This window comes from Kitasatospora sp. NPDC004615 (assembly GCF_042873545.1).
Lineage (GTDB): Bacteria > Actinomycetota > Actinomycetes > Streptomycetales > Streptomycetaceae > Kitasatospora.
Genome location: NZ_JBIALQ010000008.1, coordinates 92,782 through 109,998, shown reverse-complemented (window position 1 = coordinate 109,998; position 17,217 = coordinate 92,782). Strand labels below are relative to the sequence as shown.

The following is a 17,217-nucleotide window of genomic DNA, read 5'->3' as shown; positions in this document are numbered from 1 at the left end:
AGGAGGTACCCCATTGCCCTGGACGGCCCACCCGCCGCGGCTGGCGGCCCGTCAGCCCCGACCGTCGAACGGCCGTCCTGCGCGCCCCACCCGGACGGGCGGACACTGGAGAGGTACGACCTCGCCCGAGGGGGCGCCCATGACCACCCAAAACAGCACCACACCCGCGATCCGGGTCCAAGGGCTCGGCAAGCGCTTCGGAGACCTCGTCGCACTCGACGACGTCGACTTCGAGGTGCCACCCGGCAGCGTGTTCGGACTGCTCGGGCCGAACGGGGCGGGCAAGACCACCGCCATCCGGATCCTCACCACCATCATCCGACCCACCAGCGGCCGCGCCGAAGTGCTCGGCACCGACGTGGTCGCCCACCCGGGCGCCGTGCGCCGACTGATCGGCCTGGCCGGCCAGTACGCCGCCGTCGACCCCAACCTGACGGCCCGTGAGAACCTCCGCCTGATCGGCAGGCTCACCCAGCTGCCGCGCCACCGAAGGTCCCCGCGCGCCGCCGACCTGCTGGCCCAATTCGATCTCACCCAGGCCGCCGACCGGCCCGTCCGCACCTTCTCCGGCGGCATGCGCCGCCGGCTCGACGTGGCCGCCGCGCTGGTCCCCGAACCACCCGTGCTGTTCCTCGACGAACCCACCACCGGACTCGACCCGCAGAGCCGCACCGCCCTGTGGGAGCTGATCCGGGAACTCGTCGCCGGAGGCACCACCGTCCTGCTCACCACCCAGTACCTGGAGGAGGCCGACCGGCTCGCCCAGCGCATCGCCGTCCTCGCCGAGGGCCGGGTGGTCGCCGACGACAGCCCGCACGCCCTCAAGACCCGCCTCGGCACCACCGTGCTCGAACTCGGCATGGGCGAGGACCCGCGCGCCGTCCGCGCCGCCGCCCTGCTCGCCGACCGCCTCGAACGCGCCCCCGAGCGCGAGGGCGCCCTGCTGCGCCTGCCCAGCCCGGACGGGTCGCTGCTGCTGACGGACGTCCTGCACGCGCTGGAGGCCGAACAGCTCACCCCCCACACCATCGCCGTCCGCGAATCCAGCCTCGACGACGTCTACCTCGCTCTCACCGGCCACCGCACCTCCGGAGGCACGTCATGACCGCTGCCGCCCCAGCCATCGACCTCGCCCCCACGCCCGGCCTGTCCGACCGCCTGCTGGCCCCCGTCCGGGACGGCCTGGCCGTATGCGGACGCAACCTGATCGCGCTGAGACGGGTGCCCCGGCTGCTGATCTTCTCCACCGTGCAGCCGGTCGTGTTCGTGCTGATGTTCCGCTACGTGTTCGGCGGGGTGGTCGGCGCGGCCCTGCACGGGGTGAGCTACGTCGACTACCTGATGCCGGGCGTGTTCGTGCAGGTGGTCGTCTTCGGCGCGGTCAACACCGCGATCGGCCTGGCCACCGACCTGCAGACCGGCCTGATGGAGCGGTTCAGGTCGCTGCCGATGGCCCGCTCCGCGGTGCTCTCCGGGCGGACGGCCGCCGACCTGGTCCGGAACGTGTTCGTGGTGGCGCTGATCAGCGGCGTCGGCTTCCTGGTCGGCTTCCGGGTGCACAGCAACGCCTGGGGATTCCTGGCCGGGGCGCTGCTGGTGGTGGCGTTCGGCTTCGCGATGTCCTGGGTGTTCGCCGTGGTCGGCCTGGCCGTCGGCGACCCGGAGACCGCGACCGCTGCCGCCTTCCCGGTGCTGGCACCACTGGTGTTCGCGTCCTCCGCGTTCGTGCCGACCGTGACCATGCCCGGGTGGCTCCAGGTGTTCGCCAACCACCAGCCCGTGACCATCACCGCCAATGCGGTCCGCGCACTGATGCTCGGCACGCCGGTCGGCTCGCAGGTCTGGCAGGCGCTCGCCTGGGACGTCGGCATCGTCGCGGCGTTCGCGCCGCTCGGGGTCTGGCTCTACCGCAGGGCGGTATGAACCCGGCTAGGACGGCGCGTCCTCGGGCCGCTCGGGCTTCTGCGGAGGCTCGGGCGGTTCGGGCTGTTGCGCCTGTTGTGCCTGCTCGGGCCGCTCGGGCCGCTCGGGCCGCTCGGGCTGTGAGGGCTGTGAGGGCTGCTCGGGCTGTGCGGGCTGTTCGGGTTGGGACCACACGGTGTGGTCGCCGCCGCGCCAGGCGACCAGCTCGGGGTCGTCCAGGTCGGGTTCGTCCACGCCCGCGCGGCGGATGAACTCCGCCACGTCCTCGGCCGAGGTGGCCCGCCCCACCGTCCGCCCGTAGATCTCCACCCGCCGGTACGGTCGCGCCCCGCGGGTCGGTGGGCGGACCACGACCGGCGGGTGGAATATGTCTCCGGACTGGCTCATACCCCCAGTGTCGCGCGCCCTGGACGGACCGGCATCGGCGCAGGTCAGCTGGCTTGTGCGGAGCGTGGGCGGACGGTCGCGGAGCGCGCCCGCGGCGGCGGTTCAGACCGTGATCAGCCGGCGCAGGACGGGCACCCCGTCCGGCACCAGCGGCAGGCGGTGGCCGGCCAGCAGTTCGGCGGGCGGGACGAAGCCGCACCAGTCGATCTCGGCGTCGTCCGGGCCCGGCATCGGCGGGCGGTCGGTCAGCACCCGGCGCACCACCAGGAAGCCACCGCCGGCCAGCAACTGCCCTTCCGGTGGCCTCCGTTGCATCAGCAGGTCGTAGTGCCCGGGGTAGTGCGGCGCCTCGGCCGTGCGCCGGTACAGCAGCACCCGCCCGGCCGGATCCACGTGCACCGTGGCGACGAGGCGCCGCAGCAATGGCGGCTGCGGGACGGGCAGTTCGGCGGTGCGGGCATCCGTCGGTGCGGGATTTGAGGGCACGGTCGTCCCGTCTGTCGGTGGACCGGGGCCGGGCCGGCCGCCGGGCCGGAGGCGACGGCCGCGCCTGACGCATCATCACCACCCGGATGCGGCACGATTGTTGCACATTGTGCGCGCGTGGTGACGTATCGTGGCGCTCGCGTGTGCCATCCGCGTCCCGTCACCGAATCGAGGGCCCATGCACCCCGCCACCGTCCCCGGCGGCCTCCCGCTGCTGGGCCATCTGCCGGCCATGATCAGCCGCCCGCTCGCCTTCCTCGACACCCTGCCCGGGTACGGCGAAGTGGTCCGCGTCCGGGTCGGTCCGCGCGAGCTGCACATGGTCGGCGCACCGGAGTTGATCCGGCAAGTGCTCACCGACCGGGCCGACTTCGACCGCACCGGGCCGCTCTACGCGAAGATCCGCACCTTCCTCGGCAACGGCCTCGCCTCCTGCCCGCACTCCGACCACCAGCGGCTCCGCCGCATCGTTCAACCCGCCTTCCAGCGCGCCCTGTTGCCGCGCTACGCCGAGGTGATGACCGCCGAAGTGGCTGCTCTCACCGCCCGTTGGCAGGCCGGGCGGACCATCGACGTCACCCGCGAGGCATTCACCCTCACCACCGCCGTCGCCGTCCGCACCCTGTTCTCGGCCGGCCTGGCCACTGATGCCGCCGAACAGCTGCGCCACGCCCTGGACGTACTTCTGCGCGGCCTCTACCTGCGCGTCGTACTGCCCGCCGCCGACCTGCTGCCCACCCCCGCCCGCCGCGAGTACCGCCGGGCGCTGCGCACCTGGCACGCCGGAGTGGCCGCCATCATCGCCGACTACCGGGCCCGCGGCACCGACCACGGCGACGTGCTGTCGCTGCTGCTGGCCGCCCGCGACGAGAACGGCCGGCCGCTGGGGGAACGCGAACTCGCCGACCAGGTCGCCACCTTGGTGCTGGCCGGGGCCGAGACCACCTCCTCCGCGCTGGCCTGGTCGCTCCGCCTGATCGCCGAACACCCCGAGGTGGAACGGAAGTTGCACGCCGAGCTGGACGCCGGACCGGCCGGCGCCCCCGCCCGCTGGCAGCACCTCGCCCAACTCCCGTACACCGCGCAGGTGGTGAGCGAGGCGCTGCGGCTCTACCCGCCCGCCTGGGCGATCAGCCGCACCACCACCCGCCCGCTCGAACTCGGCGGCGTCCGACTGCCCGCCGGTGCGCTGGTGATCTGCTGCCTCTACCTGCTCCAGCGCCGCCCCGAACTGTTCCCCGACCCCACCCGCTTCGACCCCGACCGGTTCGCCCCCGGCGCCGTCCACCGGGACGCCTACCTGCCGTTCGGCCTCGGGGCCGCCCGCTGCCCCGGCGACCGCTTCGGCACCGTCGAAGCCACCCTCGCGCTGGCCACCATCGCCGGCCGCTGGCAACTACGCCCGGCCGTCGCCGGACCGGTGCGGCCACTGCCCCGGCTGGTGCTCTCGCCCGGGCCGCAGCCGATGCGGCTGACGGAGCGGCTCAGCGGGCCAGCGAGTTGACGGCGGCGCGGAACAACGGCGGTGCCGCGGCGGACAGTTGGACGATCCGGGGGCCGGTCAGCGGGTGGTCCCGGGCGGCCAGCAGGGCGGTGGTGAGCAGTCGGTAGGGTCGGGTGGCGCGGTGCCAGGCGCGTTCGTACCCGGCCGGGTGGTCGGTGGTCAGGCAGTGGACGGCGGCCTCGGCGGAGGCCAGGGCGATCGCGATGCCCTCGCCGGTGAGGGCGTCCAGGTACCCGGCGGCGTCCCCGACCAGCAGCACCCGCCCGTGCACCCGCGCCGCCGCGTGCTGGCGCAGCGGCCCCGCGCCCCGGACCGGGCCCGCCTCCGCTCCGGCCAGGCGCTTCAACAGGGCGGGGAAAGCGGCGAGTTGATGGTCGAACGGAAGGCGCTGCGAGCCCAGGATCGCCACCCCGACCGCCCGGTCGGACACCGGAGTGACGTACGCCTCCGCGTGCCGCGACCAGTACACCTCCACCAGGTCGCTCCACGGCCGCACCGCGAAGTGGCGCCGCTGCCCGTACCGCGCCGGCCGGCGGGGATCGGCCGGCCGGTGCAGGCCGAGCGCGCGGCGGACGGGGGAGTGCAGGCCGTCGGCGGCGACCACGTGTCCGGCGGTCAAGTCGCCCACCGTCACGGCCTGTTCGGTGACTTGCAGATTCTCCGCGCGGCCGGTGGCGCGTCGGACGCCCAGCCGGTCCGCGCGGTCCGCGAGGGCGGCGTGCAGCACGGTGCGGCGTACGCCCAGGCCGTGGCCGGTGCGGAAGCGGGCCTCGGCGGTGTGCGGGCCGTCGGCCTCCAGGTAGCGGATGCCGTGGAACGGATGCCCCTCGACGGTGACGCCGAGCCGAGCCAACGCCCGTACGGCGCCCGGCATCAGGCCCTCGCCGCAGGCCTTGTCGACCGGCGTCGGACGCGGCTCCAGCACAGTGGTGGACAGCCCGGCGCGGGCGGCGTGGATCGCGGTGGCCAGCCCGGCCGGGCCGCCGCCGATCACCAGCAGGTCGATCACGCGGCGGCCCGGCAGAGCGTCAGCGCGGCGTCCTCGCAGCGCAAACGGGTGGCCAGCAGGAGGGAGTTGAGCACGGTGAACGTCAGCGCCGTCAGCCACGCCGTGTGCACCAGCGGCAGTGCGAAGCCTTCCACCACCACCGCCAGGTAGTTGGGGTGCCGCAGCCACCGGTACGGCCCGCCGGTGACCAGTTGCAGGCCCGGCACCACGATCACCCGGGTGTTCCAGCGCGGCCCGAGCGTCGCGATGCACCACCAGCGCAGCCCTTGTGCGCCGAGTGCCAGCGCCAGCATCGGCCACCCCAGCACCGGCAGGAACGGCCGTCCCACCCAGCGGACTTCCAGCAGACAGCCCACCAGTAGCCCCGTGTGCAGGGCCACCATCGACGGATAGTGCCGCCGCCCGTACTCCACCCCGCCCCGGGCCAGGCTCCAGGCGGCGTTCCGGCGGGCGACCAGCAGCTCCGCCAGCCGCTCCACGGCGACCAGCGCGACCAGCACGGTGTAGGCGATCATCATCAACTACCAGCGCAGCAGGACGAGTTCGGAGGAGAAGCCAGGGCCGAGCGCCAGCATCAACCCGAACGAGCCCGGTGGCGGCGGGCCTTGGTCGATCACGTCGCGCAGAATGTGCAGCACCGACGCCGAGGACAGGTTGCCGCAGCGCGCCAGTGACTCCCGGCTCGGCGCCAACGCGGCATCCGGCAGGCAGAGTTCCTCACCCAGCACGTCCAGCACCCGGGGCCCGCCCGGATGGCACACCCAACTGCCCACGTCCCCCGGCTTCAAGTCGTGCGCGGCCAGGAAGGACGCCACCTCCTCGCCGACGTGCAGCCGCACCAGCTCCGGCAGGTCGGGCCCCAGCAGGATCCCGAACCCGGAGGCGCCGACCTGCCAGCCGAGCAGCCGCTCCGTCCCCGGGTACAGCCGGCTCCGGGTCGCCACCACCGTCGGCCCACCGCCTGCCGCCGGGTGCTCCTCGCCGACCGCGAGCAGCGCACCCGCGCCGTCCCCGAACAGCGCGGTGGCCAGCAGGTTCGGCGGCGAGACGTCCGTCCGTTGCAGCGTCAGCGAGCACAACTCGGTGGCCAGCAACAGTGCCACCCCGCCCGGCCGCCCCGCCAGCACCTCGTCCACCACGGCCAACCCGCCCGCCCCGCCGGCGCACCCCAGGCCGAACAGCGGTACCCGCCGCACGTCCTGGCGCAGACCGAGCCGGGACGCGATCCGCGCCTCCAGCGAGGGAACGGCGATTCCGGTGACGGTGGTGGAGACCACCACGTCGACCTGCTCCGCGTCCATCCCGGCCGATCTCAGTGCCAACTCGGCTGATCTGTGGGCGAGTTCGGATGCAGCCTCCAGCCAGGCATCATTGGCCTGCCCGAACCCGTCGAACTCGCCGTACCGCTCCAACGGGAACATCAGGTGCCGGAACTCCACCCCCGCCCCCGCGAAGAACCGCTCCGCCAGCGCCAGTTCGTCCCCCGTCCCACCCCGAAGCGCCGCCAGCCCAGCGCCCAACTCGCCCTGCCGGTACCGATGGGGCGGAAGGACCCCGCTCACTCCCGCGATCCGCGTCACCGACCCAGGATAGGGACCGAACCCACCCGAACCGGGCAAATCCCGCACGCCGGGCGCGTCCTGCGGGTGGTCGGAGACCTCGGTTGTCAGAGGCGGAGCGTGCTCCAGCCGCGGGTGATCTCGTCGCGGACGTCCGTGGTGCCGTCCGGTTGCGGGGACGCCAGCAGCGCGAGCAGCGCGGTGCCGTCGGCCGGGCGGGCGGCCGGGTCGGGGGTGAGAGCACGCGCGACCACCGCGGCGAGCGCCGGGTCCAGGGCGCGGACGGCGGCGAGGGCGGCCTGGTCCGGGCCGGTGTCGATGATGCGGCGGATCACCCCGCCGGTACTGGTCGCCGCGAATGGACTGGCCCCGTGGGCGGCGCACACCACGCAGCACGCCCACGCCCAGATGTCGGCGGCCGTACCCACGCGTTCGTCGCCGAACTGCTCCGGAGCCATGTACGTCAGCGTGCCCGGCCCCGCGCCCGTCATGGTCAGCCGGGTGCCGTCCACCAGTGCCGCGATACCGAAGTCGAGCAGCCGGGGCCCCGCCGAGGTCAGCATGATGTTCGCCGGCTTGAGGTCGCGGTGCACCAGGCCGAGCCGGTGAACGCCCGACAGCGCCACCGCCAACGCCAGGCCGAGCGCGCGCAGCGCCTCCGGCGAACGCACCGGACCGTTCTCCCGCAGGTGGGCGTCGAGCGGCCGCCCGTCCAGCAACTCCATCGCGAGGAACGGACGCCCCGCGTCCACCCCCGTGTCCAGCACCCGCGCCGTGTACGCCCCCGGCACCATCGCCAGCACCTCGGACTCCCGCTGGAACCGGCGCAACAGGTCCGGATCGTCCAGCAGTTCGAGGTTGATCGTCTTCAACGCGACCTGAGTGGCCGCGCCCTCGCGCCGCGCCAGGTACACCGTCCCCATGCCGCCGGCCCCGATCCGGCCGAGCAACTGGTACCCGCCGATGCTGCGCGGCTCGTGGCCGCTCAACGGCTGGTGCGGCACCTGGGCGGGCGCCGGGGCCTGCGCCGGGGGAGTCGGGGGCGGCGGGGCGGCGATGGCTGTCGCCGGGGCTGTGAACGCCATGGCAGGCGGGACGGGCGGCTGGGCGAAGGGTTGTCCGTACGGCTGTCCGTACGGCTGTCCGTACGGTTGGACGATCGGCGCGGCGGGCGGCGGTGTCGGGCGACGGCGGGCGGTGATCAGCGCCACCGTCTGGAACACCAGCGCACCGATCACCACACCCAGCGGCAGCACCAGCACCGCCAGCACCGCGAGCACCCAGAGCACGACCCGTTCCCGCCGGCGGAACCGCCCGTCCGCGGCCACCTCGGGCGGCATGCCGACCGTCAGCAGCGCCCGCCCGACCCGGTGGGTGAGCAGCAGCAACGCGCCCACCAGCACCGCAGAGACACCCCACAGCCAGAACCGCGGGCTGCCGTTGTGCACTCGGAGTGCCATCGCGAGCGGGTGCTCGTCGGCGAACGCCGCCGGGCTGCGCAACACCAGGAAGCCGGAGTTCGGGACGAGGTACATTCCGACCTCGAGCGCGGCCGCGACCACGGCGCACACCACCAACTCGCCCACCACCGGCCCGACACCGGGCGGCGCCGCCCCGACCACGGTGGCCACGGCCCGCGCCCGGAGCGTGCGCTGGGAGCGCCGCAACAGCGGCAGGGACAGCATGCGGGTGACCAGTGCCAGCAGCAGCACGACTGGCAGGTCAACGGCGAGATCGGTCTCCAGCACCGTCGGATTCCCCCTGGTCGGCCGGTGAACGGGCACCGGGAGTATATGCGCGTCGCGCCGTGTTCGGCGCAACAACTCCTTTACTCCACAGCCTTCTTGGCATTCCCCCTCATCTCGTCCCGGTGCGCGGTCGGCGCGGTGATCCCACGTCATTGCTCCGTCGGCGGCTAGCTTGACGGGCATGAGCGGCGCGGCAGCGGTGGTGTCCAGGGGGCTGGTCGGGGGACTGGCACGGGCCTGCCATCCGGTACCGGCCGCGGCCGTGACCGGACTTGCCGTGGCGATGGCCGTCGGTGCCGGACGCGGGCTGGTCGGGACGCTGCTCACCGGCGGCGCGGTCGCCGCCGGGCAACTGTCGATCGGCTGGAGCAACGACCTGATCGACCGGCAGCGGGACGGGGCCGCCGGGCGCACCGACAAGCCGCTCGCCGCCTCTGAACTGCCCGTGCATCAGGTCGTGACGGCCACCGGCTGGGCCGTCGCCTGCTGCGTGCTGCTGTCGGCGGCGTGCGGGGTCGCGGCGGCGACGGTGCACCTGCTGGCGGTGGCCGCCGGCTGGGCGTACAACCTCCGGCTGAAGGCCACCTGGTGGTCCTGGCTGCCGTACGCGGTCGCGTTCGCCCTCCTTCCCGCCTTCGTCACTCTCGCCCTCCCCGGCCGCCCCTGGCCCGCCGCACCCGTTCTCGGCGCGGGCGCACTGCTCGGCATCGCCGCCCACTTCACCAACGTCCTACCGGACTTGGCCGCCGACCGCGCCGCCGGCATCCGAGGCCTCCCCCAACGCGCCGGCGCCCGCACCTCGGCCCTCACCGCCGTCCTCGCCGCAACCGCCGCCGCCCTCCTCCTCGCCCCCGGCTGGCCCGTCCTCGCCATCACCACCCCACCCGCCCTCGCCACCCTGCTCGCCCCCCGCGGCCGCCTCCCGTTCCTGTCGGTCATCGCGGCGACGGCGGTGGCGTTGGCCCTCCTGCTGCTCAACGAGGGCCTTTAGCGGAGCGCAGCGGGGCTCAGACCGGGCGGTCGGGGTCGTCGAGCCAGGCGTGCCAGCCGGTCGGAGTGACGGTGAGCCCGAGCCGTTCGACGCCGGGCTCGCCCGCATGCTGCCACCAGGCGAGGGTCTGTTCGAGGTCGTCCCACAGGCGGCGGTCGCCGTACTGGCGGACGTGGTGGACGTCCTCGCCCTCGCGGAAGGTCGCGGCCGCCCACGCCGGGGCGGTGAGGGAGTACAGCCACAGGGTGCGGGCGCCGTCGTCGTGGGTCTGGACGGCGTGGGTCACGTCCCGCAGGCGAAGACCGGCGACGAACGGGAACGGGTCGAACTTGCCGTGCGGAGGCAGGGCGTGAGCGGTGGTGCTCTCGGCGACGGTGCCGCCGGTCGGCGGGGGCGCGGGCCAACTCAGGCGCTGGGAACGCATCTTCATGAACTCGACGGGCTGGAGGAACGGCCCGGAAGCGGTGCCGTCGGCGTGCACGGTGAGGCGGACCAGCGCGTCGGCGTTGGAGTAGTGGGTGCCGAACGGTGCGAGGACCAGCCCGCCGGGCCGGGTCTGCTCGATCCAGACGCGGGGGATGCCGCGCAGGCCGTAGGTGGCGATGGTGCGGTCGTACGGAGCGCCGTCCGAGTGCCCGTGCACGCCGTCCCCGCAGACGGCGTGCAGCCGGTAACCGGCGGCGTGCAGACGGGTGCGGGCGTGGGCGGCGACCTGTGGGTCGATCTCGACCGTGGTGACATTGGCGTCGCCGAGACGGTGGGCGAGCAGGGCCGCGTTCCAACCGGTGCCGGTACCCTGCTCGATCACCCGCATCCCCGGCTTGACTTGCAGATGGTCGAGCATCGAGGCGACCAACGACGGCTGCGAGGCCGAACTGGTGGGCACCGTACCCGGCCCGGTGCCCCGGTGCTGTCCGTCGTCCCACTGCGTGACGATCGGGATGTCGGTGATCGCGGCGGCCAGCCACCCGGCCTCGTCGGCGGTGCGGTCGATGGCGCGGTTGGTGCCGGTGGCCATGTCGTGGGCCCAGACCAGGCCGGGCAGGAACAGAGAGCGCGGGACGGCGTCGAAGGCCGCTGCCCAGTCGGAGGAGACGGGGAAGGACCGCCCCGCACAAGGGCGGTCCTCCTGCTCGGGGACGAGCGTCACTTGCGCCGTCCCCCGTTTCCGGGCGGCGGTCCGCCGTCGGGGGACGGAGGGGTGGGTGGCGGTGTCCACGGCGTGCCGGGGTGGCGGTCGCCTCCACCGCTGCCTGTGTCGTTGATGTGCATGTCGGCCTCCTTGCCGTCGCTGTCGTTTGCCGGCGCGGTGGTTCGACGGTAGGGAACAGCAGGCGGTGCCCTCAACGAAGTTGCGCAATCTTGCGCGTCGTCACTCGAGCGTGGCGATCGCAGCTGTGATCAGTTGACGGGCTTCCGCTCCGTGGACGGCCATGGACGCAAGATCGGCGAAGGTACGCACGTAGTCGGCGACCTCGCGCGACTGGGTGATCCGCAGGTAGCCGGACGTCAGCTCGACAGCCACCTCGGCCTCGTCGAACAGGTAGAAGTCCTCGACCGGCAGGTGCGGCCGATCCGCCCCGGTAGGGATGACACCGACGCTGACGAACGGACTGGAGGAAACCGCGAGCAGGTGGCGGAGCTGGGCCGCCATTGCCCCGGGATCGCAGACCGTGGCACGCAGCACCCACTCCTCGATGAGCAGACCGAACCGGTGCCGGCCGGAGAACAGCATCCGCCGGCGCTCCAGGCGGGCCTTCACGGCATCGTCGACGTCGTCGACCTCGACACGGGCACGTTGGATCGAGCGCAGCACGGCGGTGGTGTACTCGGGGGTCTGCACCATGCCTGGCATGACACGACTGGCGTAGACACGGAACAGGCCGGTGCGCCGGTATAGCGCGGCGACGGACTCCTGGGCGGCGCGCAGCCCGCTGCGCTCCAGTCGGCGCCACTCGGTGTACATCGAGTCGACGGTACGGGCGGCGGCGATGAGGTCCGGGGCCTGGTCACCGGCGCCGCAGGCGGTGCACCAGGCGCGCAGGTCGGCCTCGGAGGGGGCGGACTTGCCGCTCTGGATCCGGGAGGTCTTCGCCGGGTGCCACCCGCAGCGTGCGGACAACTCGTCGCCGGTCAGGCCGGCGTCCTTACGCAGACCGACCAGGCGGCGGGCGAGCGCCTTGCGGGCCTCGACGACGCTGGACGACGGTGACGACGACATGGTGCAGGCGCCTGGCGGGTGGTCGGAGCGCCGGGTCAGAGTGCGAACTGCGAGTGCGGGACGGCCCGTTCCCACACCGCTTCGAAGGCTGTGGTCACCGTCTTCACGAGGGCCGGGTCTTCGGTCACTTCGTGGCCGGCCCACTCGCCGGCGCCGGTGAACCAGTGAAACAGGACCAGACGGTCGTCGATCAGCCACAGGTCGTTGCCCGGCAGCGCAAGGTCGGACGCCTTCGACCGGGGCAGCCAGCGGACCTGCTCGCCGAGCGCGATGTTGTGCCGCTCGGTGATCGCGTGCTCCCAGCGGATGTAGGCACTGGCCGGCTCCGAGACGATCCTTGCCCGGCGCATCGCCACCCCGCGTCCCACGGTCTCCCGAACCAGGGCGGCCCAGGCGATGTACTCGTCGGGCAGGTCGTACGCCTCGGGCTGCCCGACCGGCAGACCGGCACGCCAGTCGGCGAACACCGGGTCCTCCATGTAGGAGTCCCGCATCTCCAGGTGGCACGCGGAGCGCTCAGCACTCCTCAGCAGGGTGCCAAAGTCCGGCACGCTCGGCTTCATCGCACACCTTCCTCAAGAACGGGATCATCCGGACCGGGATCCTTACGACGCCCTCGTGGTCCGGCACGCCGATGTCGTGGCCCGGTGCCCACTCGGTACCGTTCCCGGTTGCTGACGGATCGTCAAGGGCGCGCAGACGCGGGTGAGAGCGGGAAGCGTCGCGTGAACCACCCGTTCGCACTGAGCGCTGTCGAGGCCGGACAGCGCATCCCGGCGCTGCCGTTCTCGATCCTGCCGGTGAGTGCGGGCGTGCGGCTGCTCGACTTTCGCGTGGTCCCCACCGGAGAGCCCTCATCCAACCGGCAGAGCCGCCGGGGGATTTCGTGCTGGGTATCACTGTGGACGGCGCCCACGTCGGCGTCGCCCAAACGTCGCCGGGCCGCGGGATGGTCGTGACCGGACGTCACAACCACCCCGCGGCCCGGCTTCGGGAGGATCAGTTGTGGCGGCCCTTGCGGCGGCTGAGGGCGACGGTGAGACCGCCGATCAGCAGCAGGGCGCCGCCGGTCGCGGCGGTGCTGAGGACGGTGGTGCCGGTACTGGCGAGGACGCCAGAGGTCTGCGACGACGTGGTGGCCGACGGGGTCTGGGTGTCGGGCGAGGCCGGCGGGGTGGAGGAGGTCGACGGGCCGGGGGTGCCGGGGGTCTCGCTGCCGCCGGTGGGTGTCGGTGTCGGCGACGGGGTGGGCGACGGGGTGGTGGCGTCCTTGACCGTGAGGTCGGTGGTGCAGGCCGTCTCGTTGTCGCAGTCGCCGCGCGGGTCGTCCGGTGCGAAGGCGGAGGTGGACAGCTTGCGGTCGCCCTTGCCGTTGACGGTCACGGAGTAGGTGATCGTCGCGCTGCCTTCGACCGGGAGGTCGCCGGTCCAGAGCAGCCTGCCGTCCTTGACCTCGGCGGTGCCGAGGTCGGCGGTGACGTCGCCGTTGTAGTCGGCGTCGTCCAGCACCTGCGACAGGTCGTCGAGGATCCGGGCGGTCTTGACCGCGCCGTCGCCGTGCTGGGCTACCTTCACGGTGTAGGTCACCTTGTCGCCGGGGTGCACGACCGAGCCGGACTTCGGGTCGGAGTTCTCCGTGAAGGTGTACGTCCCGACCGGGGCCGGGTCGTAGGTGTACTGGCCGGTGCTGGTGCCGGCGGGGGTGGTGACCACGACGGCGACGGGTCCGGGGAGCTCGGCGGCGGGGACGGTGGCGGTGATCCGGCTGTCGCTGTCGACGGTGAAGTCGGTGGCCGGGGTGGAGCCGAAGGAGACCCCGGTCGCCCCGGTGAAGTGGCTGCCGGTGATGGAGACGGTGGTGCCGCCGGCCAGCGGGCCGTGACCGGGCTCGAGGCCGTTCACCACGGGGGCCGGGGCCGCGACCTGCGTGTCGAGGGTGGCGCTTCCCATCGGACCGTTGCGGGTGTCGGTGGCGGAGGCGGTAGTGGTGACGGTTCCGCCCGCGGTCGGCTTGACGGTGAGGGTGATCGACACCGGGGTGCCCATGCCGGCGAGGTTCCAGCACGAGACGGACGATCCCGACTCGACGTTGCACGACCAGTCCCAGACCGAGGTGAGTGCGCTCGTCACGCTGGCGGCGGCACCGGTCAGCTTGACGTTGACCATCGGTGCGCCGGTGCGCTGGTCGGTGTTGGGGAGGTTGATGGTGAGGGTGTAGGGGGTGTTCGTCGGCACGGGCGCGGCCGGGCCGTTGATCTGCACGACGGAGTCGGCGTGCGCGGGTGCGGCCAGGGTCAGCAGGCCGAAGGTGGTGGTCGCCGTGGCGAGCAGCGCCGCGGTGCGCCGGGCGGGCGTCGCGGCGAGTATGGAACGGGACATGAACACCCTTCATGAGGGGTCGGGCCGCGCCATGACGGGCGATGCCGGTCCGGCGGGGCCGAGCGGGGGCGCGGCCGCCCGCTGAACGGCAGTTGTTGGTGGGCGCTCGCCGCACTCGGCCGCCGATGGTGACACCAGGGCGTCGGCGATGTGGGCGCAGTGCCGACGGAGATCCTTCCACACCTTTCACAACCGGACCGCGCATTCATCAAATCGCGATCCGACAATCTGATGAATCGTCAAGTGGTGGAGGTCTCGGCGAGGTTCGAGGGGTCTCGATGGACAGGGCGGCAGGGGTGCGATGTGATGGCTTCGACTGCCCGCCGCACGGAGCGGGTCGGGCTTGGGGGTTGCTGTTGGTGGCCCGGGTGCTGATCGATGCCGCGCTGGCCAGGCGGCTGGTTGACGTGCAGTTCCCGCAGTGGGCGGGGCTGCCGCTCAGGCCCCTGGAGGCCGCCGGATCGGATCACGCGATCTTCAGGCTGGGCGGCGAGTTGGCCGTACGCCTGCCCCGGCACGCGGATGCTGTGGGGCAGGCGCAGAAGGAACTGGAGTGGCTGCCGAGGCTCGCGCCACGGTTGCCGTTGGCGGTACCCGTGCCGGTGGCCGTCGGCCGGCCCGGGTTCGGGTATCCGTGGGCGTGGGGGGTGAGCCGGTGGCTGGACGGGGAGGTGGCCACCGTCGAGGCGCTGGGGGAGTCGGCGGGGGCGGCCGTCCAACTGGCCGGGTTTCTCAGGGCACTTCAGGGGTGCGCGCACGGGGGAGCCGAGAGCGGCGGTGAGGAGCTGGCCGAGCGGGACGAGGACACCAGGGCCGCCATCGCCGCGCTCGACGGCGCGTTCGACGGCGCCGCCATGACGGCGCTGTGGGACGCGGCACTGGCCGCGTCGGCGTGGGGGCGGCCGCCGGTCTGGCTCCACGGCGACTTCCACACCGGCAACTTGCTGACCAGCGGCGGCCGGCTCAGCGCGGTCATCGACTTCGGCGGCCTCGGCCTCGGTGACCCGGCCTGCGACCTGACCATCGCCTTCACCCTGCTGTCGCCCGCGAGCCGGACCGCCTTCCGCGACGCACTCCACGTGGACGACGCGACCTGGACCAGGGGTCGCGGCTGGGCACTGACCACCGGCCTGAACGCCTACACCCACTACGCCGCCGCCAACCCGCGCGTCGCCGCCCAGACCACCCGTCAGATCACCGAGGCACTGCGCGGCTGACCGGAGAAGCACCCTCAGGTGGCCGCGCCGCACAGTGCGCAGTCGACCAGGTCGTCGAGGCGCTGCGCGGCCGGCCGGGGAAGCGACGTCAGGCGGAGAACCCGCCGTCCACGGCGATCACCGCGCCGGTGACGTAGCGCGCGTCGGGGCTCGCCAGGTGGGCGACGGTGGCGGCGATCTCGATGCTTGTCCGAGCGCGAGGCCGTCGCTGGCGGCATTCGGACTGCGCGTCCCGGGTCGTCAGGCGTACGCCCGGGCCTCCGCCAGGATCGCTTCGGCGCCCTGGTCGAGCAGCAGCCCGGCCACCGCGATGCCGAGCTTCTCCGGCCCGGCCGGGGTGCCGGACAGTCGGGCCTCCACCTGCCGGGTGCCGTCCACCGAGGTGACTTGGCCGTGCAGGGTGAGGATGCCGTCCACGGTGCGGGCGAACGCGCCGACCGGGACGGAGCAGCCGCCGTGCAGTTCGGCGAGCATCGCGCGTTCCGCTCGTACCTCGGCGTCGGTGTCCAAGTCGCCGGTGCCGTCCAGGAGTTCGCGGGCCAGGGCGTTGTCGGCGCGGACCTGGATGCCGAGCGCACCCTGTCCGGGGCTGGGCGGGAACAGTTCGACGGGGAGGAGTTCGGCGATCTCCTCGGCCCGGCCGAGGCGGCGCAGGCCGGCGGCGGCCAGCACCACCGCGTCCAGGGTCTTCAGCCGGGCGAGCCTGGTCGGCACGTTGCCGCGGATCCGCTCGGGCTGCAAGTCCGGTCGGACGTGCAGGAGTTGGGCGATCCGTCGGGCGGCGGAGGTGCCCACTCGGGCGCTCGGCGGCAGCGCGGTCAGCCGGGATCCGCACAGTGCGTCGCGGACGTCCGCGCGGGGCGGCGGCGGGAGCAGGATCAGGCCGTCCGGGTTCTCGGTGGGCAGGTCCTTGAGTGAGTGCACGATCACGTCCACCTCGCCGTTCACCAGCGCCGAGACCTGGTTGGTGGAGAACGCCGAGCCGCCGCCGCGCTCCGACACCTCCCGCAGCGCGGCCTTCCGGTCCAGGTCGCCGTCCTCCAGGATGATCCGGTGGCGGATCACCAGCCCGGGGAAGCGCTCCCGGACCGGCGCGAGGAACTCCCGGACCTGGGCCCGCGCCAGCTGGCTGGCCCGCGACCCCACCACCAGTTCGACCATCGTCAACTCCCGCTAGTCTCCGTCACCCTGACGGCATGCTAGACCCTGGTGAGCGTTCCGTTTTCCGACGGAATGTCGGGAACCGTGGTAGTGGGGCGTTCCAGCCGGAGCAGGGCGGGGACGGCGGCCAGCGAGGCGGCCAGCAGGAACAGCCAGGGCCAGGCCGGGCCGTGGACGAACAGCAAGGTCAGCAGGCCCGGAGCGAGCGCCTGGCCGATGCTCCAGGAGAGCTGGTTGACCGCCAGGTACCGGCCGCGGCGCGCCGGATGGGCGAGCGCCACGCTCAACTCCTCGCGGCCCGGCGTGGCGACCGTCTCGGCCAGGTTGTACACCAGCATCGCGGCGATCAGCCCGGCGCCGACCACCCACCCGGGCGCGCCGGGCAGCAGCGCGAAGACGGCGAAGGCGAACGCGTTCAGCACCGCGCCGGCGGCCACCGCCCGGGTCGGCCGGACGCCCTCCACCAGCCGCGACACCGGGCTCTGGGTGGCCACCACCTGCAGGCCGTTGAGCACCAGCAGCGCACCGGCCACCGAGGCGCCCAGGTGCAGCGCCTCCGTGACGTGCAGGGCGATCAGCACACTGAGCGCCATCGAGGCCAGCACGAAGGACAGGTTCGCCGTCACCATCAG

General features: G+C 73.3%; 18 protein-coding genes. 5 read left to right on the top strand and 13 right to left on the bottom strand.

Translation table 11 applies throughout. The features are described from left to right. Positions 1–139: 139 nt before the first annotated feature. Both ACFYS8_RS26655 and ACFYS8_RS26650 read left to right on the top strand, forming a co-directional pair. Positions 140–1,105, top strand: a complete 966-nt coding sequence (locus ACFYS8_RS26655; protein ID WP_387645278.1) for an ATP-binding cassette domain-containing protein — start codon at positions 140–142, stop codon at positions 1,103–1,105. Further along, positions 1,102–1,923 carry an ABC transporter permease gene (locus tag ACFYS8_RS26650; RefSeq protein WP_387645275.1) on the top strand — a complete coding sequence of 274 codons (822 nt, stop codon included), beginning with the start codon at positions 1,102–1,104 and terminating at the stop codon, positions 1,921–1,923. Before ACFYS8_RS26655 ends, ACFYS8_RS26650 begins: the two co-directional genes overlap by 4 nt. 6 nt (positions 1,924–1,929) lie before the next feature. Here the strand turns inward: ACFYS8_RS26650 and ACFYS8_RS26645 are convergent, their stop codons facing one another. Together ACFYS8_RS26645 and ACFYS8_RS26640 are read right to left on the bottom strand one after the other, a co-directional pair. Continuing rightward, on the bottom strand, positions 1,930–2,310 hold the full coding sequence (locus tag ACFYS8_RS26645; RefSeq protein WP_387645272.1) for a hypothetical protein: 381 nt from the start codon (positions 2,308–2,310) through the stop codon (positions 1,930–1,932). Positions 2,311–2,412: 102 nt separating this feature from the next. Next, a complete protein-coding gene (locus ACFYS8_RS26640) occupies positions 2,413–2,796 on the bottom strand; it encodes a hypothetical protein (RefSeq protein ID WP_387645270.1) in 384 nt (127 codons plus the stop codon). A gap of 178 nt (positions 2,797–2,974) precedes the next feature. On the opposite strand from ACFYS8_RS26640, the gene ACFYS8_RS26635 reads away from it, so the two are divergent. After that, positions 2,975–4,300, top strand: coding sequence for a cytochrome P450 (locus ACFYS8_RS26635; RefSeq protein ID WP_387645267.1), 1,326 nt, complete (start codon positions 2,975–2,977; stop codon positions 4,298–4,300). On the opposite strand, the gene ACFYS8_RS26630 is transcribed toward ACFYS8_RS26635, so the two are convergent. The 4 genes from ACFYS8_RS26630 to ACFYS8_RS26615 all read right to left on the bottom strand — a co-directional run bounded on the left by ACFYS8_RS26630 (position 4,281) and on the right by ACFYS8_RS26615 (position 8,616). Then, a complete protein-coding gene (locus ACFYS8_RS26630; protein ID WP_387645264.1) occupies positions 4,281–5,309 on the bottom strand; it encodes an NAD(P)/FAD-dependent oxidoreductase in 1,029 nt (342 codons plus the stop codon). The two genes, ACFYS8_RS26635 and ACFYS8_RS26630, sit on opposite strands and share 20 nt — an antisense overlap. Further along, positions 5,306–5,824, bottom strand: coding sequence for an isoprenylcysteine carboxyl methyltransferase family protein (locus ACFYS8_RS26625; RefSeq protein WP_387645963.1), 519 nt, complete (start codon positions 5,822–5,824; stop codon positions 5,306–5,308). Before ACFYS8_RS26625 ends, ACFYS8_RS26630 begins: the two co-directional genes overlap by 4 nt. A gap of 6 nt (positions 5,825–5,830) precedes the next feature. Further along, complete coding sequence (locus ACFYS8_RS26620) at positions 5,831–6,889, bottom strand: type III polyketide synthase (protein WP_387645262.1); 1,059 nt, start codon at positions 6,887–6,889, stop codon at positions 5,831–5,833. An 86-nt stretch (positions 6,890–6,975) separates the two neighbouring features. Further along, positions 6,976–8,616: a serine/threonine-protein kinase gene (locus ACFYS8_RS26615; RefSeq protein WP_387645259.1), complete on the bottom strand. Its 1,641-nt coding sequence runs from the start codon at positions 8,614–8,616 to the stop codon at positions 6,976–6,978. Positions 8,617–8,797: 181 nt separating this feature from the next. Between ACFYS8_RS26615 and ACFYS8_RS26610 the strand changes: the two genes are divergently transcribed. Continuing rightward, positions 8,798–9,607 (top strand): UbiA family prenyltransferase, encoded by an 810-nt coding sequence (locus ACFYS8_RS26610; RefSeq protein ID WP_387645257.1) that lies wholly within the window; start codon positions 8,798–8,800, stop codon positions 9,605–9,607. Between the two features lie 16 nt (positions 9,608–9,623). Here the strand turns inward: ACFYS8_RS26610 and ACFYS8_RS26605 are convergent, their stop codons facing one another. From ACFYS8_RS26605 to ACFYS8_RS26590, 4 genes are all read right to left on the bottom strand, one after another. After that, positions 9,624–10,757 carry a methyltransferase domain-containing protein gene (locus ACFYS8_RS26605; RefSeq protein ID WP_387645255.1) on the bottom strand — a complete coding sequence of 378 codons (1,134 nt, stop codon included), beginning with the start codon at positions 10,755–10,757 and terminating at the stop codon, positions 9,624–9,626. Between the two features lie 222 nt (positions 10,758–10,979). Then, a complete protein-coding gene (locus tag ACFYS8_RS26600; protein ID WP_387645252.1) occupies positions 10,980–11,828 on the bottom strand; it encodes a helix-turn-helix domain-containing protein in 849 nt (282 codons plus the stop codon). Between the two features lie 35 nt (positions 11,829–11,863). Then, on the bottom strand, positions 11,864–12,391 hold the full coding sequence (locus ACFYS8_RS26595; RefSeq protein WP_387645251.1) for a DUF6879 family protein: 528 nt from the start codon (positions 12,389–12,391) through the stop codon (positions 11,864–11,866). Between the two features lie 436 nt (positions 12,392–12,827). After that, the gene (locus tag ACFYS8_RS26590; protein WP_387645248.1) at positions 12,828–14,207 is read right to left on the bottom strand and encodes an IPT/TIG domain-containing protein; all 1,380 of its coding nucleotides are present in this window, start codon (positions 14,205–14,207) and stop codon (positions 12,828–12,830) included. 359 nt (positions 14,208–14,566) lie between these two features. On the opposite strand from ACFYS8_RS26590, the gene ACFYS8_RS26585 reads away from it, so the two are divergent. Then, a complete protein-coding gene (locus ACFYS8_RS26585) occupies positions 14,567–15,424 on the top strand; it encodes an aminoglycoside phosphotransferase family protein (RefSeq protein WP_387645961.1) in 858 nt (285 codons plus the stop codon). Positions 15,425–15,512: 88 nt separating this feature from the next. Here ACFYS8_RS26585 and ACFYS8_RS26580 read toward each other — a convergent pair whose 3' ends face one another. From ACFYS8_RS26580 to ACFYS8_RS26570, 3 genes are read right to left on the bottom strand one after another with little or no spacing between them, the layout of a single operon-like run. Further along, entirely contained in the window at positions 15,513–15,668 is a 156-nt protein-coding gene (locus ACFYS8_RS26580; RefSeq protein ID WP_387645958.1) for an SDR family oxidoreductase, read from the bottom strand. Then, the gene (gene hemC, locus ACFYS8_RS26575; RefSeq protein ID WP_387645956.1) at positions 15,665–16,585 is read right to left on the bottom strand and encodes a hydroxymethylbilane synthase; all 921 of its coding nucleotides are present in this window, start codon (positions 16,583–16,585) and stop codon (positions 15,665–15,667) included. The genes ACFYS8_RS26580 and hemC overlap by 4 nt, the downstream gene beginning before the upstream one ends. Before the next feature lie 38 nt (positions 16,586–16,623). Next, positions 16,624–17,214 carry an MFS transporter gene (locus ACFYS8_RS26570; protein WP_387645245.1) on the bottom strand — a complete coding sequence of 197 codons (591 nt, stop codon included), beginning with the start codon at positions 17,212–17,214 and terminating at the stop codon, positions 16,624–16,626. Positions 17,215–17,217 lie beyond the last annotated feature (3 nt).

Excerpts from the sequence above, each read along its gene's own strand:
- ACFYS8_RS26655 (WP_387645278.1), top strand. The coding sequence starts at position 140 with ATGACCACCCAAAACAGCACCACACCCGCGATCCGGGTCCAAGGGCTC.
- ACFYS8_RS26650 (WP_387645275.1), top strand. The coding sequence starts at position 1,102 with ATGACCGCTGCCGCCCCAGCCATCGACCTCGCCCCCACGCCCGGCCTG.
- ACFYS8_RS26645 (WP_387645272.1), bottom strand. The coding sequence starts at position 2,310 with ATGAGCCAGTCCGGAGACATATTCCACCCGCCGGTCGTGGTCCGCCCA.
- ACFYS8_RS26635 (WP_387645267.1), top strand. The coding sequence starts at position 2,975 with ATGCACCCCGCCACCGTCCCCGGCGGCCTCCCGCTGCTGGGCCATCTG.
- ACFYS8_RS26625 (WP_387645963.1), bottom strand. The coding sequence starts at position 5,824 with ATGATCGCCTACACCGTGCTGGTCGCGCTGGTCGCCGTGGAGCGGCTG.
- ACFYS8_RS26610 (WP_387645257.1), top strand. The coding sequence starts at position 8,798 with ATGAGCGGCGCGGCAGCGGTGGTGTCCAGGGGGCTGGTCGGGGGACTG.
- ACFYS8_RS26600 (WP_387645252.1), bottom strand. The coding sequence starts at position 11,828 with ATGTCGTCGTCACCGTCGTCCAGCGTCGTCGAGGCCCGCAAGGCGCTC.
- ACFYS8_RS26595 (WP_387645251.1), bottom strand. The coding sequence starts at position 12,391 with ATGAAGCCGAGCGTGCCGGACTTTGGCACCCTGCTGAGGAGTGCTGAG.
- ACFYS8_RS26590 (WP_387645248.1), bottom strand. The coding sequence starts at position 14,207 with ATGTCCCGTTCCATACTCGCCGCGACGCCCGCCCGGCGCACCGCGGCG.
- hemC (WP_387645956.1), bottom strand. The coding sequence starts at position 16,585 with ATGGTCGAACTGGTGGTGGGGTCGCGGGCCAGCCAGCTGGCGCGGGCC.
- ACFYS8_RS26570 (WP_387645245.1), bottom strand. The coding sequence starts at position 17,214 with ATGGTGACGGCGAACCTGTCCTTCGTGCTGGCCTCGATGGCGCTCAGT.